The 23,241-nt window shown below is 37.5% G+C and carries 20 protein-coding genes and 1 pseudogene; 5 read left to right on the top strand and 16 right to left on the bottom strand.

What is annotated here, in order from left to right:
- The first annotated feature begins 379 nt into the window (after positions 1–379).
- On the top strand, positions 380–1,087 hold the full coding sequence (locus tag MKZ14_RS00955) for a DNA-binding response regulator (RefSeq protein WP_333006596.1): 708 nt from the start codon (positions 380–382) through the stop codon (positions 1,085–1,087).
- A gap of 47 nt (positions 1,088–1,134) precedes the next feature.
- Here the strand turns inward: MKZ14_RS00955 and MKZ14_RS00950 are convergent, their stop codons facing one another.
- The 11 genes from MKZ14_RS00950 to MKZ14_RS00900 form a co-directional block, all read right to left on the bottom strand.
- A complete protein-coding gene (locus MKZ14_RS00950) occupies positions 1,135–7,266 on the bottom strand; it encodes an InlB B-repeat-containing protein (protein ID WP_339280573.1) in 6,132 nt (2,043 codons plus the stop codon).
- Positions 7,267–7,344: 78 nt separating this feature from the next.
- A complete protein-coding gene (locus MKZ14_RS00945) occupies positions 7,345–7,995 on the bottom strand; it encodes a tail fiber protein (RefSeq protein WP_339280572.1) in 651 nt (216 codons plus the stop codon).
- Between the two features lie 46 nt (positions 7,996–8,041).
- On the bottom strand, positions 8,042–8,692 hold the full coding sequence (locus MKZ14_RS00940) for a tail fiber protein (protein ID WP_339280571.1): 651 nt from the start codon (positions 8,690–8,692) through the stop codon (positions 8,042–8,044).
- A gap of 142 nt (positions 8,693–8,834) precedes the next feature.
- A complete protein-coding gene (locus MKZ14_RS00935) occupies positions 8,835–9,356 on the bottom strand; it encodes a GNAT family N-acetyltransferase (protein WP_333006328.1) in 522 nt (173 codons plus the stop codon).
- The gene (locus tag MKZ14_RS00930) at positions 9,353–10,471 is read right to left on the bottom strand and encodes a hypothetical protein (RefSeq protein ID WP_333006327.1); all 1,119 of its coding nucleotides are present in this window, start codon (positions 10,469–10,471) and stop codon (positions 9,353–9,355) included. The genes MKZ14_RS00935 and MKZ14_RS00930 overlap by 4 nt, the downstream gene beginning before the upstream one ends.
- A gap of 27 nt (positions 10,472–10,498) precedes the next feature.
- Positions 10,499–11,611, bottom strand: a complete 1,113-nt coding sequence (locus MKZ14_RS00925) for a hypothetical protein (RefSeq protein ID WP_339280570.1) — start codon at positions 11,609–11,611, stop codon at positions 10,499–10,501.
- Between the two features lie 19 nt (positions 11,612–11,630).
- On the bottom strand, positions 11,631–12,695 hold the full coding sequence (locus MKZ14_RS00920) for a hypothetical protein (RefSeq protein WP_339280569.1): 1,065 nt from the start codon (positions 12,693–12,695) through the stop codon (positions 11,631–11,633).
- Positions 12,696–12,760: 65 nt separating this feature from the next.
- Positions 12,761–12,994: a GNAT family N-acetyltransferase gene (locus MKZ14_RS00915; RefSeq protein WP_016992394.1), complete on the bottom strand. Its 234-nt coding sequence runs from the start codon at positions 12,992–12,994 to the stop codon at positions 12,761–12,763.
- Positions 12,995–13,600: 606 nt separating this feature from the next.
- Positions 13,601–14,323 (bottom strand): amino acid ABC transporter ATP-binding protein, encoded by a 723-nt coding sequence (locus tag MKZ14_RS00910; protein ID WP_312124587.1) that lies wholly within the window; start codon positions 14,321–14,323, stop codon positions 13,601–13,603.
- Positions 14,316–14,975 (bottom strand): amino acid ABC transporter permease, encoded by a 660-nt coding sequence (locus MKZ14_RS00905; RefSeq protein ID WP_036075291.1) that lies wholly within the window; start codon positions 14,973–14,975, stop codon positions 14,316–14,318. The genes MKZ14_RS00910 and MKZ14_RS00905 overlap by 8 nt, the downstream gene beginning before the upstream one ends.
- 131 nt (positions 14,976–15,106) lie before the next feature.
- Positions 15,107–15,901 carry a transporter substrate-binding domain-containing protein gene (locus tag MKZ14_RS00900; protein ID WP_036075293.1) on the bottom strand — a complete coding sequence of 265 codons (795 nt, stop codon included), beginning with the start codon at positions 15,899–15,901 and terminating at the stop codon, positions 15,107–15,109.
- 423 nt (positions 15,902–16,324) lie between these two features.
- On the opposite strand from MKZ14_RS00900, the gene MKZ14_RS00895 reads away from it, so the two are divergent.
- The 4 genes and pseudogenes from MKZ14_RS00895 to MKZ14_RS00880 all read left to right on the top strand — a co-directional run bounded on the left by MKZ14_RS00895 (position 16,325) and on the right by MKZ14_RS00880 (position 20,060).
- Positions 16,325–18,142 carry a sensor histidine kinase gene (locus MKZ14_RS00895; RefSeq protein ID WP_333006324.1) on the top strand — a complete coding sequence of 606 codons (1,818 nt, stop codon included), beginning with the start codon at positions 16,325–16,327 and terminating at the stop codon, positions 18,140–18,142.
- A pseudogene (locus tag MKZ14_RS00890) lies at positions 18,124–18,186 on the top strand (hypothetical protein); the annotation flags it as partial. The gene MKZ14_RS00895 and the pseudogene MKZ14_RS00890, both read left to right, overlap by 19 nt.
- 6 nt (positions 18,187–18,192) lie before the next feature.
- Positions 18,193–19,332, top strand: coding sequence for a response regulator (locus tag MKZ14_RS00885; RefSeq protein ID WP_333006323.1), 1,140 nt, complete (start codon positions 18,193–18,195; stop codon positions 19,330–19,332).
- A 14-nt stretch (positions 19,333–19,346) separates the two neighbouring features.
- The gene (locus tag MKZ14_RS00880) at positions 19,347–20,060 is read left to right on the top strand and encodes a DNA-binding response regulator (protein WP_333006322.1); all 714 of its coding nucleotides are present in this window, start codon (positions 19,347–19,349) and stop codon (positions 20,058–20,060) included.
- A gap of 231 nt (positions 20,061–20,291) precedes the next feature.
- Here the strand turns inward: MKZ14_RS00880 and MKZ14_RS00875 are convergent, their stop codons facing one another.
- Genes MKZ14_RS00875 through MKZ14_RS00855 form a run of 5 tightly spaced genes read right to left on the bottom strand, consistent with a single transcriptional unit; the run spans position 20,292 to position 23,240 of the window.
- A complete protein-coding gene (locus MKZ14_RS00875; RefSeq protein ID WP_016992397.1) occupies positions 20,292–20,660 on the bottom strand; it encodes a Na+/H+ antiporter subunit G in 369 nt (122 codons plus the stop codon).
- Entirely contained in the window at positions 20,638–20,922 is a 285-nt protein-coding gene (locus tag MKZ14_RS00870) for a Na(+)/H(+) antiporter subunit F1 (RefSeq protein ID WP_313870890.1), read from the bottom strand. The genes MKZ14_RS00875 and MKZ14_RS00870 overlap by 23 nt, the downstream gene beginning before the upstream one ends.
- Positions 20,922–21,404, bottom strand: a complete 483-nt coding sequence (locus tag MKZ14_RS00865) for a Na+/H+ antiporter subunit E (protein WP_016992398.1) — start codon at positions 21,402–21,404, stop codon at positions 20,922–20,924. The genes MKZ14_RS00870 and MKZ14_RS00865 overlap by 1 nt, the downstream gene beginning before the upstream one ends.
- Positions 21,404–22,909: a Na+/H+ antiporter subunit D gene (locus MKZ14_RS00860; RefSeq protein ID WP_312124582.1), complete on the bottom strand. Its 1,506-nt coding sequence runs from the start codon at positions 22,907–22,909 to the stop codon at positions 21,404–21,406. Before MKZ14_RS00860 ends, MKZ14_RS00865 begins: the two co-directional genes overlap by 1 nt.
- Positions 22,902–23,240, bottom strand: a complete 339-nt coding sequence (locus tag MKZ14_RS00855; protein WP_004233143.1) for a Na(+)/H(+) antiporter subunit C — start codon at positions 23,238–23,240, stop codon at positions 22,902–22,904. Before MKZ14_RS00855 ends, MKZ14_RS00860 begins: the two co-directional genes overlap by 8 nt.
- Position 23,241 lies beyond the last annotated feature (1 nt).

Below are 23,241 nucleotides of genomic sequence, written 5' to 3'. Positions count from 1 at the left end.
TCTATCATTAGATAATGATGCACGATTTAATCTATTTTTTGTTAACTATTGGCATGCTATACTATAGGTAAAAAGGCATGTTTTATTATCCACTCATAATACATCACGATTTGGGAAATGCATCTCATTTACTAAAGTGCAGGAATACTAATAAACTTAAAACAGTTAAAGGTGAAAAAGAGAGCGGTAGGGATTGTCCAATTATTGGACGGCGAATAGCGTTTTTACCTCGCAATAAATTATAGAATTTTCCGAATTACATGATTTGCTATTCAACCTTCCATTGCTACAAGCAATGTATAAAATTAGTGGCGGAAAATTTACAAAGTACGGCTGTGCTACATAATATTCTACTTTTTAGAAGATAAGAGGTGAAAAAATGTTAAAAGCCATCATAGTAGATGATGAAATTTTGGCAATCAACTTATTAGAAGCTACGTTACATGATAATAGCGCTGTTACTATTATCGGAAAATTCCTAAATCCACTAGAAGCTATAGCAAATATCCCTACACTCAAACCAGATATTCTTTTTTTAGATATAGATATGGCTGAATTGAATGGTATTGAATTTGCTAGTAAGATTGCAGACTTTCCGTTTTTAATGGACATTGTATTTGTAACTGCTTATGAGCATTATGCAATAGAAGCTTTTAATGTACAGGCTGTTGACTATATTTTAAAGCCAATTGAGAAAGAGCGTTTAATGAAAACAATCAAAAGAATTTCCTTGCGAAGAAAGCAATTTCAAGAAAAAGCTGATGCACACCACATAAATGAAGATGCTCGTATAATAGAGGGTTTTCAATTTCATGTACATTCAGGAAGAGTATATATCGGTAACAAAGCATTAGCCTTATCTACAAAGGAATTTCAAATTTTTTTCTTTCTAGCACAACGACCAGGTCAAATCTTTCCCCCATCAGTACTGTATAAGCTTATTTGGGCTGAGGAAAGTATTGGGCATACACAGGCATTGAAGGTTCATATTAGTAATTTACGAAAAAAGTTAGAATCTGTTGATGGTCATAAAGCAAAGATTATGACAGTGAGAGGTTCGGGGTATCAATTCCTTTTTGAACCATGAAAAAAGGGCACGGCGATTACATAACGAATCGTCGTACCCTTTTTAGCTTATTTTTTTGCCGCTTCTTGAATTTCATAAAATGCCCAATGCTGTCTTAGCACATCTGTAAATAATGGTGTTTGGACTTCTGTTAGTACCTGACGTTCAAACAGTCGATTTAATACCTTCACTGCTTGTGCACGTGTTAAAAAACCATCTGGATTGAATGTATCTGCTGTTACTCCTGTCATAATCTCCGCTGCATTGACAGTATCAATTGCTTTCACTGCCCAATGATGGACGCTCACATCTTTGAATGCTGCACTTGGTGAGGTTGGTGGACAGAAATCTGCATCAGGACGTTCTACACATTGCTGTTCTATCCAGCGGGCAGCCACTGTAGCCATCTGTGCACGTGTAATCAAGCCGTTTGGATTAAAGTTAGTTGCTGTAACCCCTTTAAACAGACCCTTCTCCTTCGCGAATTCGATTGCATCTTTAGCATCATGTTGGAATGTATCTGTATAGGTTGCCTTTGCTTGGGGAATGGCATTACCTGTTAATTGACGAGCAAACATACTTGCCATCTGTGCCCTTGTAACAGGAGCATTTGGACGGAAGGTACCATCTGGATAGCCTTGAATATAAGGTAGATGTGTAACACCATCAGTAGTTGGTTCCTTCACTTCTTCCTTCTCTGGTAAGTAGAGAATGGAGAAGGTGGAGAACTTATTCACCTCAAACTGTAAACCTGTTATTCCCTTTTGATATTCTACAACTTTCCCACGTACAACTTCTTTTGTGCCATCACTATGCTCGATATAAATAGCCAGATGATTAAGCTGTTCACGTGTTAAATCAGTTGGTAGAGGTAAGGTTAATATAACGGGACGGCTTTGCATATTTGTTTCAATGGTCATTGGACGACCAAGCAACTCAACAACCGTACTTCCTGCCAACTGCTGTACAGCCCTTTCCTTTTTAGCTTGTTCTTTAATATCCAATTGATTAGCCCGCTCTTTTATAGGAACAAGTCGGAAATAGAGATTATCATTAAACGTTTCCAACGAAGTTTTTGGCACTTCAATTCTAACGTTATCTGTGACAATCTCAAGATGGACTGCACTATTTTGTAGAAGTGTCACCACATTTTTTGGTATAGACACATGAACTTGATTTACTTGATCCTGTTGATCCGGAATAATGATTCTTGCTTTATCATTTCCTTGTTCCTTTAATTTCCTAATCGTCTCTGTTGCGCTCTCTGGTGTTAATAACACTTCATCCCTGATTGTGTTGTCGGTGTTTTTTGTTCTTTTTACCGTTGTTTTAGAGACGAGGTCACCATCACCCGACTCTACATCTACCACAATTTCCTCTACGTTGGTTGAAGGTGTTGTTGAACCTGCATCAGGATTTGGTGAAGGATCAGTATTACCGCCACCTGTATCATTACTAATCCATTTTGCATAGATCACTGTGTTAGCTGTAATCGCAGTATCAAAATTAAATGGTGTTGTGTAGGCATTATTTGTGTACCAGCCAACAAATGTATAGCCGGCTTTCGTTGGCTCAATCTTAGGCTGACTTGCCTTTTTCCCATATTCTACCGTTTGATCTGAGATAGCACTACCGCCGTCGACATCAAACCTCACTGTATACATCCCAGGAATCCATTTTGCATAGATTGTTGTGTTCTCGTTAATGGCACTATTAAAATCATATGGTGTTGTATAAGCATTACTTATATACCAACCACCGAATGTATAGCCCGCTTTCGTTGGCTCTTGGGCTGGCTGACTTGCTTTTTTCCCATGCTCTACCGTTTGATTTGAGACGGCACTTCCTCCGTTGACATCAAAACGCACCGTATACGTTATTGGTATCCATTTTGCGTATATCGTTGTGTGCCTAGTAATGGCACTATTAAAATCATATGGTGTTGTATAGGCAGGACTCGTATACCAGCCTTCAAATATATGGCCAGCTTTCGTTGGTGCTGGGGTTGGCTGACTTGCTTTTCCTTCATGTACCACCGTCTGATTAGAGACAGGACTTCCCCCCGCTACATCAAAGCTTACCGTATAAGTCACAGTCACTGGCTTCCATTTTGCATATAATATGATACTTTCACTACCCATTAGGAAAGTTGAAGCTGGTGCATAATCTATTCCTCTTCCATCTGCTTGCGTGTTCCAGCCCTCAAACGTGTAACCCACTTTTACCAGATTTCCTGTATTACCCAGAACTGTTACAGTTTCTCCTTGCTCATACGTTTCACTATCTGTTGGAGCTGTGCCCCCTGTGTTTGTATTGCCGTTGTAGGTGATAGTAAACGTACTAATCACAGAAGTATTCTCTAGGGTTCCTTCACTTACTAATGAAGCTTTGTGCGTCGCCGTTTCTTTCACTCTCGTGATAAACGTATACTTTGTATCAGGCGTTAGTTCACTAAAGATCGGACTGTCCTGCCACGTTGTTCCGTTATCTCTACTATATTCTTGACCTACTACCCCATTTAGCGTAATATTTGTCGCTGTTTTACTGGCTACAGTTGGGGCTGGCGGAGCACTTGGTCCATCCGCTTTTTCCACAATAGTTGTTTCCCCACTCATTACACTTCCTGTTGCATTTGTTCCATCGGCACTGGCTCTTACTTTAATCGTCTCTCCAATATCTGCTTGAACCAACATATATGTGGAAGAGTTCGCTCCTGAAATGGCCGTGTTCCCTCGATACCATTCATAGGTTAGTGCATCTGCTGTCGTTGGTGGCGTATACGTGATCCCACTAATATCTGCGGTTAACACGCTTCCATACTTCGTCTCTCCCGTGATGCTTATCGTACCTCCCATTTCTGGAACCGCTACAGTTTGAGTTTGTGTTTGGATCGATGTTCCTTTACTTACCAGTGATGCCTTGTGAGTGGGTGTCTCCTTCACTCTCGTGATAAATGTATACTCCGTTTCAGGGATTAGTCCATTAAAAATTAGACTATCCTGCCACGTTGCCCCGTTATCTTTACTATATTCTTGACCTACTACCCCATTTAGCGTAATACTTGTCGCTGTTTTACTGGCTTCAGTTGGGGCTGGCGGAGCACTTGGTCCATCCGCTTTTTCCACGAAAGCTGTTTCACCACTCGTTATACTTCCTGTCGCATTCGTTCCATCGGCAGTGACTGTAACCTTGAGTTTCTCACCAATATCCGCCTCTACCAATGTATACGTGGACGAGGTCGCCCCTGGAATTACCGTGTTCCCTCTATACCATTGATAGGTTGGTACATCTGATGCCGTTATTGGTGTATACGTGATGCCACTAATATCCGAGGTTAATACGTTTCCATACTTTGTCTCTCCTGCAATACTTACCGTGCCTCCTATTACTGGAATCGCTACAGGTTGAGTTTGGATTGGTGCCCCTGCACTTACTAGTGATGCCTTATGAGTCGCAGTTTCTCTCACTCTCGTGATAAACATATACCCAGTATTAGGAGTAAGTTCACTAAAGATCGGACTATCCTGCCAGGTCGTCCCGTTATCTTTACTATATTCTTGACCTGCTACTCCATGTAGCGTAATACTTGTTGTTGTTTTACTGGCTTCAGTTGGTGCTGACGGTGCACTTGGACCATTCGCTTTTTCCACAGTTGCCGTCGCTCCACTCGTTACACTTCCTGTCGCATGCGTTCCATCGGCACTAACTGTAACCTTGAGTTTCTCACCAATATCGGCCTCTACCAACGTATATGTGAATGAGGTCGCTCCTGGAATTACCGTGTTCCCTCTATACCATTGATAGGTTGGTACATCTGATGCCGTTATTGGTGTATACGTGATGCCACTAATATCCGAGGTTAATACGTTTCCATACTTTGTCTCTCCTGCAATACTTACCGTGCCTCCTATTACTGGAATCGCTATAGGTTGAGTTTGGATTGGTGCCCCTGCACTTACTAGTGATGCCTTATGAGTCGCAGTTTCTCTCACTCTCGTGATAAACATATATTCCGTATCTGGAGTGAGTCCACTAAAGTTCGGACTATCCTGCCAGGTCGTCCCGTTATCTCTACTGTATTCTTGACCTGCTACTCCATTTAGCGTAATACTTGTCGGCGTTTTACTGGCTTCAGTTGGTGCTGAAGGTGCACTTGGACCATTCGCTTTTTCCACAGTTGCCGTCGCTCCACTCGTTACACTTCCTGTCGCATGCGTTCCATCGGCAGTAACTGTAACCTTGAGTTTCTCACCGATATCGGCCTCTACCAACGTATATGTGAATGAGGTCGCTCCTGGAATAACCGTGTTCCCTCTATACCATTGATAGGTTGGTACATCTGATGCCGTTATTGGTGTATACGTGATGCCACTAATATCCGAGGTTAATACGTTTCCATACTTTGTCTCTCCTGCAATACTTACCGTGCCTCCTATTACTGGAATCGCTATAGGTTGAGTTTGGATTGGTGCCCCTGCACTTACTAGTGATGCCTTATGAGTCGCAGTTTCTCTCACTCTCGTGATAAACATATATTCCGTATCTGGAGTGAGTCCACTAAAGATCGGACTATCCTGCCAGGTCGTCCCGTTATCTCTACTGTATTCTTGACCTGCTACTCCATTTAGCGTAATACTTGTCGGCGTTTTACTGGCTTCAGTTGGTGCTGAAGGTGCACTTGGACCATTCGCTTTTTCCACAGTTGCCGTCGCTCCACTCGTTACACTTCCTGTCGCATGCGTTCCATCGGCAGTAACTGTAACCTTGAGTTTCTCACCGATATCGGCCTCTACCAACGTATATGTGAATGAGGTCGCTCCTGGAATAACCGTGTTCCCTCTATACCATTGATAGGTCGGCACATCCGCTGTCGTTGTTGGTGTATACGTGATACTACTAATATCCGCGGTTAGCACACCATCATACTTAGCCTCTCCTGTGATGCTTACCGTGCCTCCCAATTCTGGCAAAACAGTTAGTGTCTCAAACATCTCATTTTCACCATAACTAGTCCCCACCGAATTTTTCGCGTACGCTCGGTAATAATAAGTACTACTTGGATTAAGACCTGATAGATCAACACTAAACGCTCCCGTTGTTCCAATAGCAGTTACTTTCTCACTATTCTCCGTAGTTGGTTCGGTGCTCGTCGAATAAACAATTCCACGTTCTGTAATCTCTGCTCCTCCATCAAAAGTTACGTTCCCACCTACTGTTGCACCTGTACTCGTAACACTTGTCGCTGGATTTAAGGTTATAACTATGGGAACTTGAGTAAGTACATCTGGATTCCCATATAATATGGTTCCGTTATTACCGACTATTACAAACTGACCATTTCCATAAGTAACCCCCTGTAAAAGAATGCTACCTAAACCAGTTGCATGTTCAGTCCAATTTATTCCGTCTGATGAGTAATATGCTTTACCAGAAGCTCCAACTGTTACATAATAACCATTTCCATAAGATACACTAGTTAAGAGGATAGAAGTTGTACCTACCGGTAAATTATCTTGCTTTGTCCAAGCTATGCCATCAGGTGAGGTGAGAATCGTTCCAGATTGACCAACGACTACATATTGACCATTTGCATAAATTACTGATCTTAAAATATTCGTGGTATTAGAGGTTTGCATTGACCAATTTTCCCCATCTGCAGATGTCAATATCGTTCCACCATGCCCTACTGCGACGAATTGATTATTAGCGTATATTACACCATAAAGATTATTTGTCTGTGGGGTTTTTTTTTGCCATGTCACCCCATTGCTTGATACATACATATTACCTAAATTACCAACAGTAACATATTTATTATATCCATATGTTACTGAATGAAGAGGGGTAGTACTATCTACTGAAGTAGCTGTTGTCCATGTTTGCCCATCCGATGACGTATAAAAATTAGATGAGTTGTCAACTGCTATAAACTGGTTATTTTCATAAACGACTGAATTAATCGTTTGGGGGGCAGTTATAGTAGTTGATTGTGTCCATGATGATCCATTTGTTGAATAATAAACCTTAGTATTCGTCCCCAAAGAAGTAGCCACATATTTACCATCACCATAAGCCACTGCTTTATAGCTTACACTTGGTGGTGTTGCTAGTGTAAAATCAGCAAATGCACTGGGTATCCATTGAAAAAATAATAGAAAGATTAGTAGGATACTTACTATTTTCTTATAACGTTGTCTCATAAATATCTCCTCCAACAAAACTATTCCTTCTATGTATCAAATAAAGGAATGTTATATGAATCTAGCATTTTGCACCACCTACTGTTGACTAGGAAATATCCCCTGGATACATATGATAAAATTCAATGCTTGGAAAGGCTGCCGAATATCCAATGCAGAAGGCGCTAATTGTCCAGCTGGTACAATTGTGGTTGTTACATTCCCACTTACTGTTCCACCGGAGATGGGAAATGGCTTCAAGGTTGTATCCGTAGTTCCCGTCGTATAAAAATCTGCTGTTCCCATACCTTGATCTACAGAGGCTGCAAGACTTGCATTATTTGGTGAATTACTTCCTCCCCCTTGAGAGGCGGCTGGGATTGCAACGTTCATATTACTTACAGTTAAATTAGATGTAGACGTAGTTGCACTATGAGTATGCTGTGGCATATTTAATGGAGAAAGTGTTACTTTCTCCACACCACCAGTCTGTCCTAGATTACATGGCGTGATTCCTTGTGGTATAGTTCCTCCCATTCCCCCATCTCCACACGCGCCTATTGGTACACGTCCATTCAAGTTTGGTAAACAAAAAGTATTCTGTCCGTCTCCACCATAACGAACTCCTAATACAGCAAATAAAGCTTGATTCTGTTGAATTGAAAGTTCTTGACCGTTGCAAAATGCCCAGCCCTGTGGAGCAAATGATGCTGGCCATGCTACAATCGTTCCTGTGTAATTCTCCGCCATAATATACCTCACTTTGATTTTATTTAAATTTAAAAATAGATTTTATTTATTCTGGAGTAGGGAACCAACCTTGAATACAAATAATATAATTCATTGCTTGGAAAGGCTGCCGAATATCCAATGCAGAGGGCGCCGATTGTCCAGCTGGAGAAATCGTAGTTGTTACATTCCCACTTACTGTTCCACCAGAGATGAGAAATGGCTTCAAGGTTGTATCCGTAGTTCCCGTCGTATAAAAATCTGCTGTTCCCATACCTTGATCTACAGAGGCTGCAAGACTTGCATTATTTGGTGAATTACTTCCTCCCCCTTGAGAGGCGGCTGGGATTGCAACGTTCATATTACTTACAGTTAAATTAGATGTAGACGTAGTTGCACTATGAGTATGCTGTGGCATATTCAATGGAGAAAGTGTTACTTTCTCCACACCGCCAGTCTGTACTAAATTATATGGCGTGACCCCTTGTGGTATAGTTCCTCCCATTCCCCATTTCCCACAAGCACCTACTGGTACACGTCCATTCAGGTTTGGTAAGCAAAAAGTATTCTGTCCGTCTCCACCATATCGATTTCCTAATACAGCAAATAAAGCTTGATTCTGTTGAATTGGAAGTTCTTGACCATTGCAAAACGCCCAGTACTTTGGAGCAAATGGTGCTGACCATGCCACAATAGATCCTATATACATTTCGGCCATAATTTATACCTCACTTTAATTTTATTTATTATTACAGTGGGAAAGTTCCTTTAATTCAAATATGCTTGAAAAGGTTCTCCGACACTCACTTTAACTCCAATGCTAAAACTACTTAACAAGTTCAAATTCAAAAAACCATTTATTAATTCCTATGCCACGCCATCATCACATGCGGCACTATCTCTCCGGTAACAACAAACCCACATCTCTCATACAACCTCTGTGCAGGATTTCCCATCAACACATTAAGTTCTATAGGCAACCTCAATTCAGCAGCTACATGCTGAAATTCCCTCAATAGCGCTGTACAGATTCCTCTCCCTCTATATTCGGGAATTATAAAAATATCAATCAGACGTATTGCTTCTTGCTGTATCTCGGTGATCAATCTACCAATTCCTAAACCTTCGTACATTATGATTTCATATTTAGCATTAGGAAATTGTTGCTGATAAAAAGCTTTTTGAGCATCGTATTGCATGCGTAATAAACCTTCTATTTGTTGCTCATCCCATTCTAATATGGCAAATTCACTTTTTCTTGTAGATACAAATAATGAATAAAGGGTATCTTCCTCTTCAGGTAATGCCACTCTCAATTTCACTTTATCTTTCATTTTTGCTAAGCTACTCACCCCTTTTTCCGAAATTTCAATCAATTTCAAGCAACACTCGCTAAAATATCCTTATTTTCTTCTTTTATAGATTCGACTTCGTGGACTTCCATTTCTAAAACTCTTGCTATCTCGGATGGTGTGTGCTTCGTAAATAACATGTACATAGCCTTTATTTTCTTTGCTTGATCTCCAGAAACTTTTAAAGTATTTGAGATTTCAGCTAAATCCGTATGGTTCTCAATCAAATACGAGCCTAATAAAGTATTAGTGACTTTTTGTAGCTCATTTTGGTCCACAGCGTTTTTACATAATGCTTCTGCAGCTATACTCGCTGCCACAGATAAATCCATCCCTTTTTCATGCATCCGTTTCATAGCACTAAATTGATCCGACCATTTGCGTAAAGTATAGTTTTGCTCCTTTACTAAGAAAACTAGCTCTCGATGATTTACATCCCTATCGTGTAAAAGTCCTGTCTCCTTAAAAGTCTTTGCAAGATCTTTAAAGAAAGCATTAACTTGGCTTTGCCCACGATTAATCTCTTCTTTTGTCTTAGTTAAATCCTCTTTTGCCTTATTTGTTTCTGCTTGAATATTTTCAAAATACTCTTTCCGTAATTCCCCTTGAATAATACCTGTAATAAGATAAAGGACAGCGGCTATTGCACCAACCGTACCAAGTTTTGCAACTAAGCTATCCAGCACTTTTATTTTTCCAATCCATTGATTAACTACAAATAATGTAAGCGCGACGTATTTATCTAAAGTGATTTTTTTATAAGAAGGCACAACGATTGATAAGGAAATTAGTGGCAGCGTATTTTTAAAGCACTTTCGCCATTCTAGAAATTCCATTAGCAAACTATTTAAATCATCTTGGATATCATGCTTTAAAATATTTAAGTCAATTGCTGTTCCGCTTAACTCACTTTTCAGCTCTTTTAAAAGCTTAATTGCTTGTGCCTTTCGCTCTGGGTTATCTGTACGAAATATATGGTCACCAATCCAAGCACTAATCTCTAAATCTTCGTCCAATAGCTTAGAAATGATACTATCAATTCCCTCTTTACATTCAGCCAGCTTGTCTTCTACCTCATAAATATTTTTTAGGGAAGGTTGTAATTCTTCTACATAGGTTGCTAATGTCGCTTCTGTAATCGCCATATTATCCATCCATTCTAAAATTATTTTTTAACTAACAATTGCTATTAAATCGCTATTCGTCTCTTGAATTGTCATAACTTCGTTTACATCCATTTCCAAGACTTGTGCAATTTCATCTGGCGTATGCATTTTAAATAACATGTAGGTTGCTTTTACTTTTTTAATTCTTTCTAGGGACATATCAAGCTTTTGAGAAACAACACTATTTTGCTCTCCCATTTCAATAAGGTAGGCACCCATTAACAGTTTGCTGTAATTGTCTAATTCATTTTCATCACCTTGTTTATTTACTAGATTTGCAGCAACAACTTCTGCTGAAAATTCAATATCTAAGCCTTTATTAATCATTCGCTTCATCGAATCATATTGATCCGACCAACGTCTTAATGTGCCAGCCTGTTGTTTAACGAACGATACTAGCTCCTGATGGTTTGTATATGGCTTTGTTAACAAGCCTGTTTCTTGAAAGCTCTTTGCCACATCTTCAAAAAAGGCATTTACTTGCACCTGCACATCATTGATATCCTGTCTTAACTTTTTAACATCCTCCATCGCAGCTTTTGTTTCTTTTTGGATATTTTCAAATAGCTCCATTCTTTTTTCGCCTTGAATTATTCCATCTATTAACACCACCACAACAATAAGACCTACAACACCTAACCCTAATACCTCAAATATAGGTAGTAATATATCTTTCAATACGACGGTTAATACGAACCCTAGCATTAATCGATGAAAGGGATTAAAAGCCTGGAATTTAGGTACAGCTATGGAAAACGCAATAAATGGTAACCTATTATCAAAGTAAGTTTTCCAGTCCCCATACTCTTTTAATAAAGTATTTAATTCATCTTGGATATCATGCTTTAAAATATTTAAATCAATTTTTGCATTACTTAATTCATTGTTTAAGTCATTTAACAGTTGAATAGCTGTTTCTTTCCTTTTCGGGTTATCTGTCCGAAATAGATTGTCACCAAGCCATGCACCTAGGTCAAATCCTTCATCTTTTAATTTAGATAAAATATTGTCTATATCTCCACCGGCTTTTCCAAGCTTGTCTTCTAGTTCAATTATATTTTTAATACTGGGTTGAAGTTCCTTTACATAGTTGTCTAATTGATATTCCGAAATTGGCATAGCATTTTCTCCTTTCTGATTAGGAAATAATTAAAGAAAATAATTCTTTATTTTCTTTATAAAAAGCTTCAATCTCCATAAATTCTAAATTCACTTGTTCAGCAACTACTGCTATGCTCTCTTGGTTTAGCAATAAGTATGCTGCTACTAACAGCTTTGCCTGTTGTTCTGATAGCTTTACATCTTGTGCTAGTGTCATATAGTTCGCACCTGTTTCGAGTAGATAAGCTCCTTGTAAAACTCTCTGGTTTTGATAGATTTGTGCTGGTTCCTCTAAACTTTCGCTTAATACTTTTGCCGTTAGATGTAAAGCTTCTTGGAATTCCATATCTTTTTCAAACATTGTATGAAGCATTTGATAATGGTCCGCCCATATTTTCAACTGTTCTCCCTTGCTCTTAATCTCAGTAATGACATCCTGTTGCGTATAGGGCGATTCTGACAACTTATCACTTTGATTTAAATTAGAGACGACATCGCCAAATAGTTTGTCCAATTCATTTTCAGTATCCATTATGATTGACATTAATTTAGCAACACTGTTGTTTGCTTCATTTATTTGCTCTTTTATGTTCACATCAAACTTGTCTAGGGTTACTATTATTTCATTTACTTGACTCGATTCAATTGTTGCAGTTAGAAGGGGTAATTTTGTTACTATCTCTTTTTCAATTAAGAGGGACAGCAATATGTTGAATTGAACATTTGAAGAAAAACTTGTCTCAAAAGGGATGCTTGATACTGCAAATGGAAGTAGGGGAAGCATTTCCTTAAAAGTTTGCTGTAATTCTCTGTTATTTTTTTGCAAAGTGTTTATTTCATTGACTAGTAGCTGTTTGACATGCGCTATACCAATTAAGGATTTTTGTAAATCCGATTGTAGTATTCTTAATTCTTCGAGATGTTTTTCTTTCTTTTTACTTGCTAATAAAAATCTTCTTTCTTTTTTTTGAATATATTTTTTGATATTGCTGTCAATGTGTACAATGACACTTTCGACTTGTCCCTCTAAATTGAAAAAGCACTGAATCGTTTGCCGTAAATTTTCTTCATATGTCTGTAAAGCCGTATTTGATATTGGCAATTCACATTCACCTCACTTTAGATTTTAATAATGGACGGGAATCAGCTTCAAAAGACTTGATACGTTTATTGCCACCTCATTTTTAAATAGAGTTCATCAGTTGACACTACATGAAATCCTAGTCTCTCATATAGATTTCTTGCAGGATTTGTATGAAGAACTTGCAATATCACTGGTTTATTTTCTTCTTTTGCCTTTTGCTGAAGATTGCTAATTAGATAAGTTCCTCCTCCATTACCTTGGAAACCTGGCAAAATCCTTTTATTGAAAATCTTAATGATTATAGAATCATAAACCATGTGTGGCATATCTCCATCACTTCATTTATCTAAAAATTCAGATTTTATAAACCCTATTAATAACTAATCCTTAATACCCAAGTAAAAAGACTATTATTGCATTTATTTGGTGACTTTTAGCCTTTTTTTCATTATATTATAGGTCAATAGATTTCACTATGAAATCATTCCATTTTTTAGGTTAATTTTTCTTAACCTTTTATTATGATTAGTGAAGCTAGGAGCATTCTTTTTTAACTTCAACAATGTTCAAATACAAGTTTGCTATTGGCGAAGCTCCATGCTTTATAAAGGAATAAGCGAGAAGTAGGGTGGGTTTGCGACAATTCTCCCCAATTTAAAACACATATGATTGACGCTTTAGTCGCTTTTAAGAGAGAAACTACTAAATGAAAAATAGGAATAGCTAATCATCGGGGCTATGATGAGGTGGGTGGGGAAATTGCAAAGTTATTGTTACAAATTTATCCCAATATAATATGAATTGCCGGAAGACTCCTTAACAATAAACTTCCTGCAGGAGCCTATTTCTATTTGAAATGTTCTTTTAAATAAAAATGGCATTTAGCTCTCGTCTAAACAGGGAAGCTAAATGCCTTTTGTATTTTATAAAACTTTCTCTAAAAAATCCTTTGCACGCTGTGTTGATGGCGCTGTAAAAAACTGATCTGGTGAAGCATCTTCTATTAGCTTGCCGCCATCTAAGAAAAGGATACGATCAGCAACCTCTCGAGCAAAGCCCATTTCATGTGTCACAATCAACATGGTCATACCAGAATCGGCGAGGTTTTTCATAACGGCTAATACCTCTTTAACCATTTCAGGGTCAAGTGCCGATGTAGGCTCATCAAATAATATAACTTTAGGGTCCATGGCAAGTGCTCGCGCAATGGCAACACGCTGCTTTTGTCCCCCCGATAAGCGATTTGGATATTCTTGACGCTTCTCAAACAGACCTACTTTCTTTAGTAATTCTTCTGCTTTGTTGATAGCAGTTGCCTTATCCATACCCTTCACATTGATTGGCGCATAGGTTAAATTTTCAAGCACCGTTTTATGTGGGAAAAGATGGAAATGCTGAAATACCATACCTACTTCTTCACGTATTTTCATTATATTTGTCCCTTTATCTGTAAGGACATCCCCTGCAATCGTTACTTTTCCACTTGTAGGAGTTTCCAATAAGTTTAAGCAACGAAGAAATGTCGATTTACCTGATCCAGAGGGTCCAATAATCGCAATTACTTCTTTTTCTTTAACTTCAGTTGATATACCCTTTAATACTTCATTCTGTCCAAAGGATTTGTGTAAATCTTCAATTTTAATCACTTTTTCTCATTCCTTTCTCGATTCGTTTACCAAGGAACGTTAAAACAAGCGTCATGATGTAATAGATTACCCCTGCAAAAAGTAATGGCTCAAGATAACGATATGTCGAACCCCCTACAATGTAGGCACGGCGCATAATATCTAATGCACTAATTACTGTCACAACTGCCGTTTCTTTATTTAATGTAATAAATTCATTTACTAAGGATGGTAAAATATTTTTTACTGCTTGGGGAATAATAATATCCTTCATCATTTTTGCATATGGAATCCCCAGTGCTTGTGCCGCTTCCATTTGTCCTTTATCAACTGCATTGATACCAGCACGGATAATCTCTGAAATATATGCACCTGAGTTTAAACCAAAAGCAATAATAGCTGTTGGAATAGGCTCAATTTGGATATCTAGTAATTGTGGTACTGCATAATAAATAATTAATAATTGTAATACAAGTGGTGTACCGCGGAAAATCGACGTATAGAAATCGGCAAACCAACGTAAAAAATTCACTTTACCAATTTTACATAATGCTAAAAGTATACCTACGATAAAACCGATGATGGATGCACCGATTGCAATTTGAAGTGTAACACCTATCCCTTTTAAAATATAAGGAATAGAGGGAACGATAGCTGTAAAATCTAAATTCACAGCGCTCCCTCCTTTCTTTTCATCATGATGTAGCTGTGTTTTTGTACCCAACACAAATTTGATAGAGGCTTAAAGGATAATAATGAAAAGCACAAGCGATAGCCCAAAAGTAGAGCTATCGCACGCGATTATTATTCAACTTTTTCTAACCATTTTTCTTCTAGCTCTTGGATTTTGCCTTCTTCAGCTAGCTCTTTTAAAGCTTGGTTAATTTTATCTTTCAAATCGCTTCCCTTTGGAACAGCGATTGCTTTGAAATCTTCAGGCTGTTCTTCTACAGGGAAAGCTTCTAATTGATCATTCGTTTTTAAATACCCTTTCGCCACGCCACCCTCTAAAATACCTGCGTCTAAACGTTTAGACATCATATCTTGAACGATCTCAGGGATACGTGTACGTCCTTCTACTGCTACATCAACCTTTTTCGCAATTTCATTACCTAAGTTTTCCTGGATAGATGCTGTTTGTACACCTATTTTTTTACCAGCTAAGTCCGCTTCTTTTTTAATACCGCTATCCTTTTTAACAAGGATTACTTGCTCTGTTTCATTATATTTATCTGAGAAATCAACTACTTTTTCACGCTCTGGGTTCGGTGTCATACCAGAAATAACGACATCGATTTTTCCTGCTTGTAGTGCTGGCACTAAACTGTTAAAGTCCATATCTTGTACTTGCATATCAACGCCTATTTTTTCTCCAACTAATTTGATTAAATCAATATCAAATCCGATAATTTCTTCACCTTTAGCTGCATCCACATATTCGAATGGCGCATAATCGGCTGATGTACCAACTTTTAATACTTGCTTACCCTCTGTATCCGTAGTAGATCCTGTATTGCTTGCATTATTGTCTTTAGTACCACATGCTGCAAGTACACCTATTACTAGTACTAGCATCATGATGAACAATTTGTTCTTCATATCCTGTAACTCCTTTTATTTATAATTTATTGTGTATGAGAATACATTTCTCTAAAATAATCGATTGGATATTTATTCATATTGAAGAATAAAAAATCTATCTGCTAATTAAGATATACTCTTTTGAAATAATAATCAAGATAAACTAAAAAATTTTCAGCCAAATATTATATACATAATTTTCTGATAAGTCAATTTATTTTTGTTTTCATTTATTTTATAAAGTAACTTTACTATTTTCCGTTTTATCGTTATTTATTCCTCCATTATAAAAACAACTTAATTTCAACAGTTCAGAGATAGAGATTGATCATCATCATTTAAGCTCACAATATTTAGATCTTATCGTTAGTAGGAATTTTATATTAATGGCGTAAGTTATCTTGTATAATCCATATAAATCATTTGAAAGGGATTTTTACGATGAAAAAATTATCGTTGTTGTTCGCAATTATTATTGGTTCAATGCTGATAGCAGGCATTACCTTTTTCTTAACTCAACCTAAGTCGCATGGGCCGCAAGCGATTAAAGGTGTGATGGATTTACGTCATCATACATTTCACGATAATACGCCTATCAAATTAGATGGGGAGTGGGCATTTATCCCGAATCAATTAGTGGATGGTGAAGCCTTTGATGCTTATCAAAGCTATCTTGTTGATGTCCCTTCAGCTTGGACAAAATATACAATTGATGGGAAACAAATACCTGTATTTGAAAGTGGAACTTATCGACTCAAGGTTTTAATCGATGATACCGAAGATATTTTAGGGATTAAAACGAGTAATATCCGAATGTCGAACGCATTGTATATTAACGGAAAGCGAGTTGGCCATAGTGGAGAGCCAGCTGAGGATAGCAGCTATATACCTCACAATACCCCGTATACTGCTTATTTTTCGCCTGATAAAAAAGAACTTGAATTGATTGTACATGTAGCAAATTTCGATTATGCACCGGGAGGAGGAATTATTAGCTCCATTTTTTTAGGGGATCAATCAAGTATTGCAAAGCTTCGAGAGGGTGCCCTCTTCTACGATTTAATTACCTTAGCAGGTTTTTTAACAATGTTTATCTACTTTTTTGGCTCTTATCTTTATTCAAAATTTGGGATAGAGCAGCTTTACTTCTCTTTATTTTGTTTCGCAAGTGGGCTCTACACTCTCACACACGGCGAAAAATTTTTACTAGCCTTGATAAATATGCCCTACGCTCCATTTCAGAAAATACAAATGATCTCTAGTATAGCTGTAGGTCTTTTTATATTGTTGTATTTTTACCGTGCTTTAATCAAATATATGAATCGTTTGGTTGTGAAAGTGTTTTGCGCAATAGGTACTCTTCTTATGCTTGTTGCATTGCTTCCAACATCAATTAATTCACTATTTCAAAATATCAATTCATTGTATGTATTCGCAAATATTGTTTATATTTTCTATGTGCAAATTATAGCAATTTACCGACGTGCAACTGGTGTAATGTATTTAACTTTAAGCTCCCTAGCCATTTTGCTTTATTTTATCGTTGCGACGTTAAATACAAATATTAATCTTGAACTGAGTGCTCTACCACCGTTGTTGCCATTTATTTGCCTAACAATGCTTTCCCTATATATTTCTCATCGTTTTGCAGATTCTTATTTAGAAAAAGGCAAGCTAACAGAGGCACTTATACGTGTAGATAAATTAAAGGATGAGTTTCTCGCTAAAACATCTCATGAATTCCAGACCCCTTTACATGGCATTATAGGCATTTCACAATCTATGCTGAAGGATAATAGTTTACCTATCTCAGCGGACGAACAAAAGGAAAAAGTATCCCTTATTTTTAATATTGCTGAACGTCTCTCCTATTTAGTCAATGATTTACTTGATTTTTCAAAGCTGAAGGAGAATGAATTAACATTGCGGATGACTTCTGTTGATTTATATGCCATTACACATATGACTGTAGAAGTACTCTCCTATACCATTAGCAAGAATGTCAAAATCTACAATCACATTGAGAGGGGAACCTTTGTCCAAGCAGATGAAAATCGTCTTCGCCAAATTTTATATAATTTAATTCATAATGCATTGAAGTATACAAATGAAGGAAAAATTGATATAACTTGTTATGAGAAACAGTCATTCTTAGTAATTGAAATTAAGGATACCGGCTGTGGAATCGCGCCAGAAAATTTAAAAACTATTTTTAATCATTCCAACAATTCAATTATTCAATCGGTGGCAGTGGATTAGGTTTACATATTACAAAGGAGCTTGTTGAGCGGCAGGGTGGGAAAATATTTGTGGATTCAATTGTCGGACAAGGTGCAACCTTTTCAATTAAATTACGAAAAGCACAGCCGACAAATGAGGAATTACCATCAATGCCAATCCAAACATACCAACATCCTTTCCTAACATTCCCACATATTGTTGAACAAATAGGAAAGAAAAAAATTCTTATTGTGGATGACGATGCTGTTAATTTAAAGGTGCTAATAGATATATTGACACAAGAAAACTATTCCATTATAGCAATTGATAATGGACACCATGTTTTTGAGTACCTTACACAGCAACCTAGTATTGATTTATTAATTTTGGATATTATGATGCCCACTATTTCTGGCTATGAGATTTGTCAACAGGTTAGACAAAATTACACGTCTACAGAGCTACCTATTCTAATGTTGACTGCGGCGATTCGCCCAGAGGATATGATTGCAGCCTTTCAATCTGGGGCAAATGATTTTTTACATAAACCTTTGGATGCTACCGAGCTTAAGACAAGGGTTCGCAATCTTCTTTTATTGAAGGAGTCCGCAGAAATAGCTGTGAAAATGGAAACCGCGTTTTTACAAGCACAAATTAAACCGCATTTTATTTATAATGTCTTAAATTCCATTCTATCCCTAAGCTATTTAGACTTAGACAAATCAAGGGCAATGATTACAGATTTTGCTACATTTTTACGTAACAGTTTTGCCTTTGAAAATGCCAACAGTCTTGTTCCTTTGGAAAAGGAGCTTAGTCTTATTGAGGCATATGTAAATATTCATCGCACTAGATATCCTGAGCAATTAGAATTTAATATTTGCATGGATGAGCCTATCCAATGCCTTATTCCTCCTTTACTACTTCAGCCTCTAGTAGAGAATGCTCTTCTTCATGGTTTGAAAGTAAGGAAAGAGCGTAGCAAGCTACAATTAGTTATAAGGCAGGAAGAGCATAAGGTGATTTTCCAACTGATAGACAACGGCATTGGTATATCTTCAGAGCTTTTAAGGCAAATTCAAAATGGTGAAAAAACAGCTAGTCAAGGCATTGGCATTCTAAATATTTCTAAAAGATTAAAAAAATTCGATAACGCTACTATCCATTTTGATAGCCTCGAAAACAAAGGAACGACTGTGGAAATAAGATTTCCAATAATCACTATTTAGAGGATGTGAGCAGCTTGTTAAAAGCAATTATTATAGATGATGAAATTTTAGCCATTCGTTTATTAGAATCCATGCTAAAGGCAAGTGGCTCTATTGAGATTATTGGAACCTTCCAGAATCCAAAGGATGGCCTCGTAAATATTGATATATTAAAACCTGATATTTTATTTTTAGACATTGAAATGGCTGAAATGACAGGTCTTGAATTTGCTTCTAAAATAGAAGATGTCTCAAGCTATATAGATATTGTCTTTGTTACAGCGTACGAAAATTATGCTTTAGAAGCCTTTAATGTACAGGCTATAGATTATATTTTAAAGCCCATTGACCAAAACCGACTCTTAAAAACAATTGAGCGACTACTTGAACGAAGGGAGCATAAAAAGTTGATACAACATGTTGATCATGCTTCTGTAAATGAAGGAACCAAAATTATTCATACATTACACTTTCATATACACTCAGGAAAGGTTTCAATCGGTGATACTGTATTAACTTTATCAACAAAGGAGTTCCAAATTTTATTCTTTTTAGCACAGCATTGCAATCAAGCCTTTCCAGCTGATGAGCTGTATCGACTTATTTGGGAAGAGGATAGCTTTGGGCAAACACAAGCCTTACGAGTTCATATCAGCAATTTAAGAAAAAAACTTGAAACCATTCCAGGTCACACAGCTAAAATAGTTATGGTAAGAGGCTCTGGGTATCAATTAGTTTTTCAAGCATAATTTGAAAGGGAAGTTGATTAAACCGCTCAACTTCCCTTTCACTTATTTAAACTCCACTTGAATGTTAAGACTTGTCCAATGTTTACTACCTTCAAGCCACTGCTCTCTCATCTCTCGTGCAGGGATTTCACCACTCTCTTTGAACAATCTATTGATCCATTTTGCAATTCAACTTTTTCATTTTTTTTTGCACTAAAAAGACTGTTTGCTTTCGGGCAAACAGTCCTCCTTCTATTTAACCGTATGTTCTTCAGGGAACAATTTTGATTTTAATTCATCTTCCCCAGAGCCCTTCGCTAATGGAACGCGAGAACGATAGGCTGCACGACAAATTAAATGCCCTGCGACTGGTGCTGTCACAAAGACAAAAAGAATACCTAAAATAAGCCGTACACTAACAAAACCGTCATGCACCCAGAAATAGATAAACGCTCCTAACAAACAGGTTAAAACGGATAATGTAGAGCTTTTCGTTGCAGCATGTGATCGTGTATAGACATCTGGTAAGCGAATCATTCCAAATGCGCTAATAACACTCACTATGGAACCTATAAGAATAAGGATAACTGCTGCCCATTCAATCATTTGATTTACGTTCAACAATCACACCTCTTTCTATATATTTTGTAAATGCAATCGTTCCGATAAACGCTAAAATACCTAAAATAAGGATAGCTTCTAAATATGCTTTAGTCTTCAATATAATAGAGACAATCGCAATAGCCGATAATAAATTAACACCAATTGTATCGAGAGCTATTGCTCGATCAGGCATTGATGGGCCGCAGATAACACGATATAACGACAGCGCAATTGAAATACTAAAGAAAGCAAGTGCAAGAAGTAAGATATTGTTAATCATTAGCGTGTCACCTCCATTATTGCTTGTTCAAATTTTCCAATCGATCGTATAACGGCATCCTTAGACTGCTCTATGTCCATAGCATGGATATAAAAGACATCTCCCTCTTCCGATACCTCCATGACGACAGAGCCAGGTGTTAATGTTAGCAGTAAAGCAAGAGCTGTAATCTCCCAATCACCCTTTAATACAGTTTTATAGGTGAAAATACCAGGTGTAATATTTAGCTTAGGTGTAGTGATTTGTCTTAATACACTATAGCTTGATAAAAATAGCTCCCAGTTAAACAGCCATAATAACTTGATGATGGAAAAGACTCTTCGCATGTAAAATTGAGTACCATAAAAGCGATGCATCGCATATAGAATACCCATACCTACAACAAAGCCCATTAAAAATGTTGAAAATTGTGGTGTCACTTCATCCTGTAGAAGTAACCAAAGTGCTGCGATAAATAAATTTAAAATAAACTGCATCGCCATTATTTATTCACCTCACCTTGCCATTGTTGGCCATCTAAAACTGCATCAATATAAATAGATGGTGTATAAAGTGTTTCAGCTGCATCTGTGACAAATGGTGCCAGTTTTTCTGCCCCAATACCTAAACCAATTGTGCAAACAGCCAGTAATGTTAATGGCAACAATATACGTTTAGGTAACGGTTTTTCATCCTCTAAGCTAATAATGGTTTCACCAAAAAAGGAAGAAAGAAATATCCGTAGTAGTGAATATAAAACAATTAAACTAGAGAAAAAACCTAGTCCTAATAGAACAAAATGGCCACCCTCTATCGCACCTTGCCCGATTAAAACCTTTCCTAAAAAGCCACTTAATGGTGGTATACCAGCTAGTGAACACATCGCTATAAAAAACAACCATCCAAAAAAGGGATAATTACGAATAAGTCCACTCATTTTATCAATTACTGTTTCCCCAGTGACATATATCATCATACCAACAGCTAAAAACAACATAGCCTTCGCTACCATATCGTGCATTAGATAATAGATAACACCTTGTAAGGCTGACTCAGTGCCTACCGCTAGCCCAATTATTATAAAACCAACGCCAATTAGCACATTGTAGGAGGCTATTGTTCTAACATCACGACCAGAAAGTGCACCGATACAACCTGCAATAATTGTAATTCCCGCCATGATGCCAAGTGCTGTGTGTGTGACTTCAGGATTATTAGGGAACAACAGCGTAAAAGTACGTACAAGTGCATACATCCCTACCTTTGTTAATAAAGCAGCAAATAAAGCTGCAATGGCAGTTGGTGGTACGCTGTACGAGCCTGGTAACCAGAAGAATAATAAAAGTCCAGCCTTCAAGCTAAAGACGATTAAGAAGATAAGCGCCACTGTTGTAATAAGCGGATTAGCTCCTGCCTCCATTACACGAATGGATATATGGGCCATATTTAATGTGCCTACTGTTCCATACAGAAAAGCGAGTGCCACCAAGAAAATCCAAGAGGCAACAATGTTGATGAGCACATATTTTAATGCTTCACGTAGCTGAATTTTTTCACCACCTAGACTGATCAGTGCGTAGGAAGCAAGCAACATTACTTCAAAACATACAAATAAGTTAAAAATATCGCCCGTCAAAAATGAGCCATTGACACCTGCTATCATCAGCAGCGTAAATGGATAAAAATACATTTTTTCATATCTTAGCTCCATTGTAAAAATTGCATATAGCATACAAATGAGGGCTACAATATTTGCAGCTAACACTAATAATGTCGCAAAGGAATCGGCTACAAATGAGATTCCAAATGGTGGTGCCCATCCACTAAAATCAATGCGCATCACTCCCTGCTCTTGAATCTCTACTAATAAAATGACGCTAATGATAATAATAAAGCTCAATGTCAATAAGCTGATGATGCGTTGTAGCGTCACATGCTCTTTTAAAAACACCAGTAAAATAGCCGTAATTACCGGTACAATTAATGGTAAAACAATCATATTACTCATCAGGTGTACCTCTCAATTCATCAAAATTCCCTGAACCATTTGTTTTGTACGCACGATACCCTAAAACGAGAACAAAGGCCGTGACAGCAAAGCTAATCACAATCGCTGTTAATATTAATGCTTGAGGTAATGCATCTGTATATGGTCCCTCTGATTCTCCTAATAACGGTACATCCCCTTTTTTTAGACCTCCCATAGTCAGAATCAATAAGTGGGCAGCATGAGATAAAACAGCGGTGCCTAAAATAACACGCAATAACTGCTTCGAGAGGATTAAGTACGTCGCAACAGCTACTAATATACCTACTAAAACAAGTATTAAAGACTCCATT

Source organism: Lysinibacillus sp. FSL P2-0066, assembly GCF_037969495.1.
In the GTDB taxonomy this organism is placed as follows: Bacteria; Bacillota; Bacilli; order Bacillales_A; family Planococcaceae; genus Lysinibacillus; species Lysinibacillus boronitolerans.
This window is presented reverse-complemented; position numbering and strand designations above follow the sequence as displayed.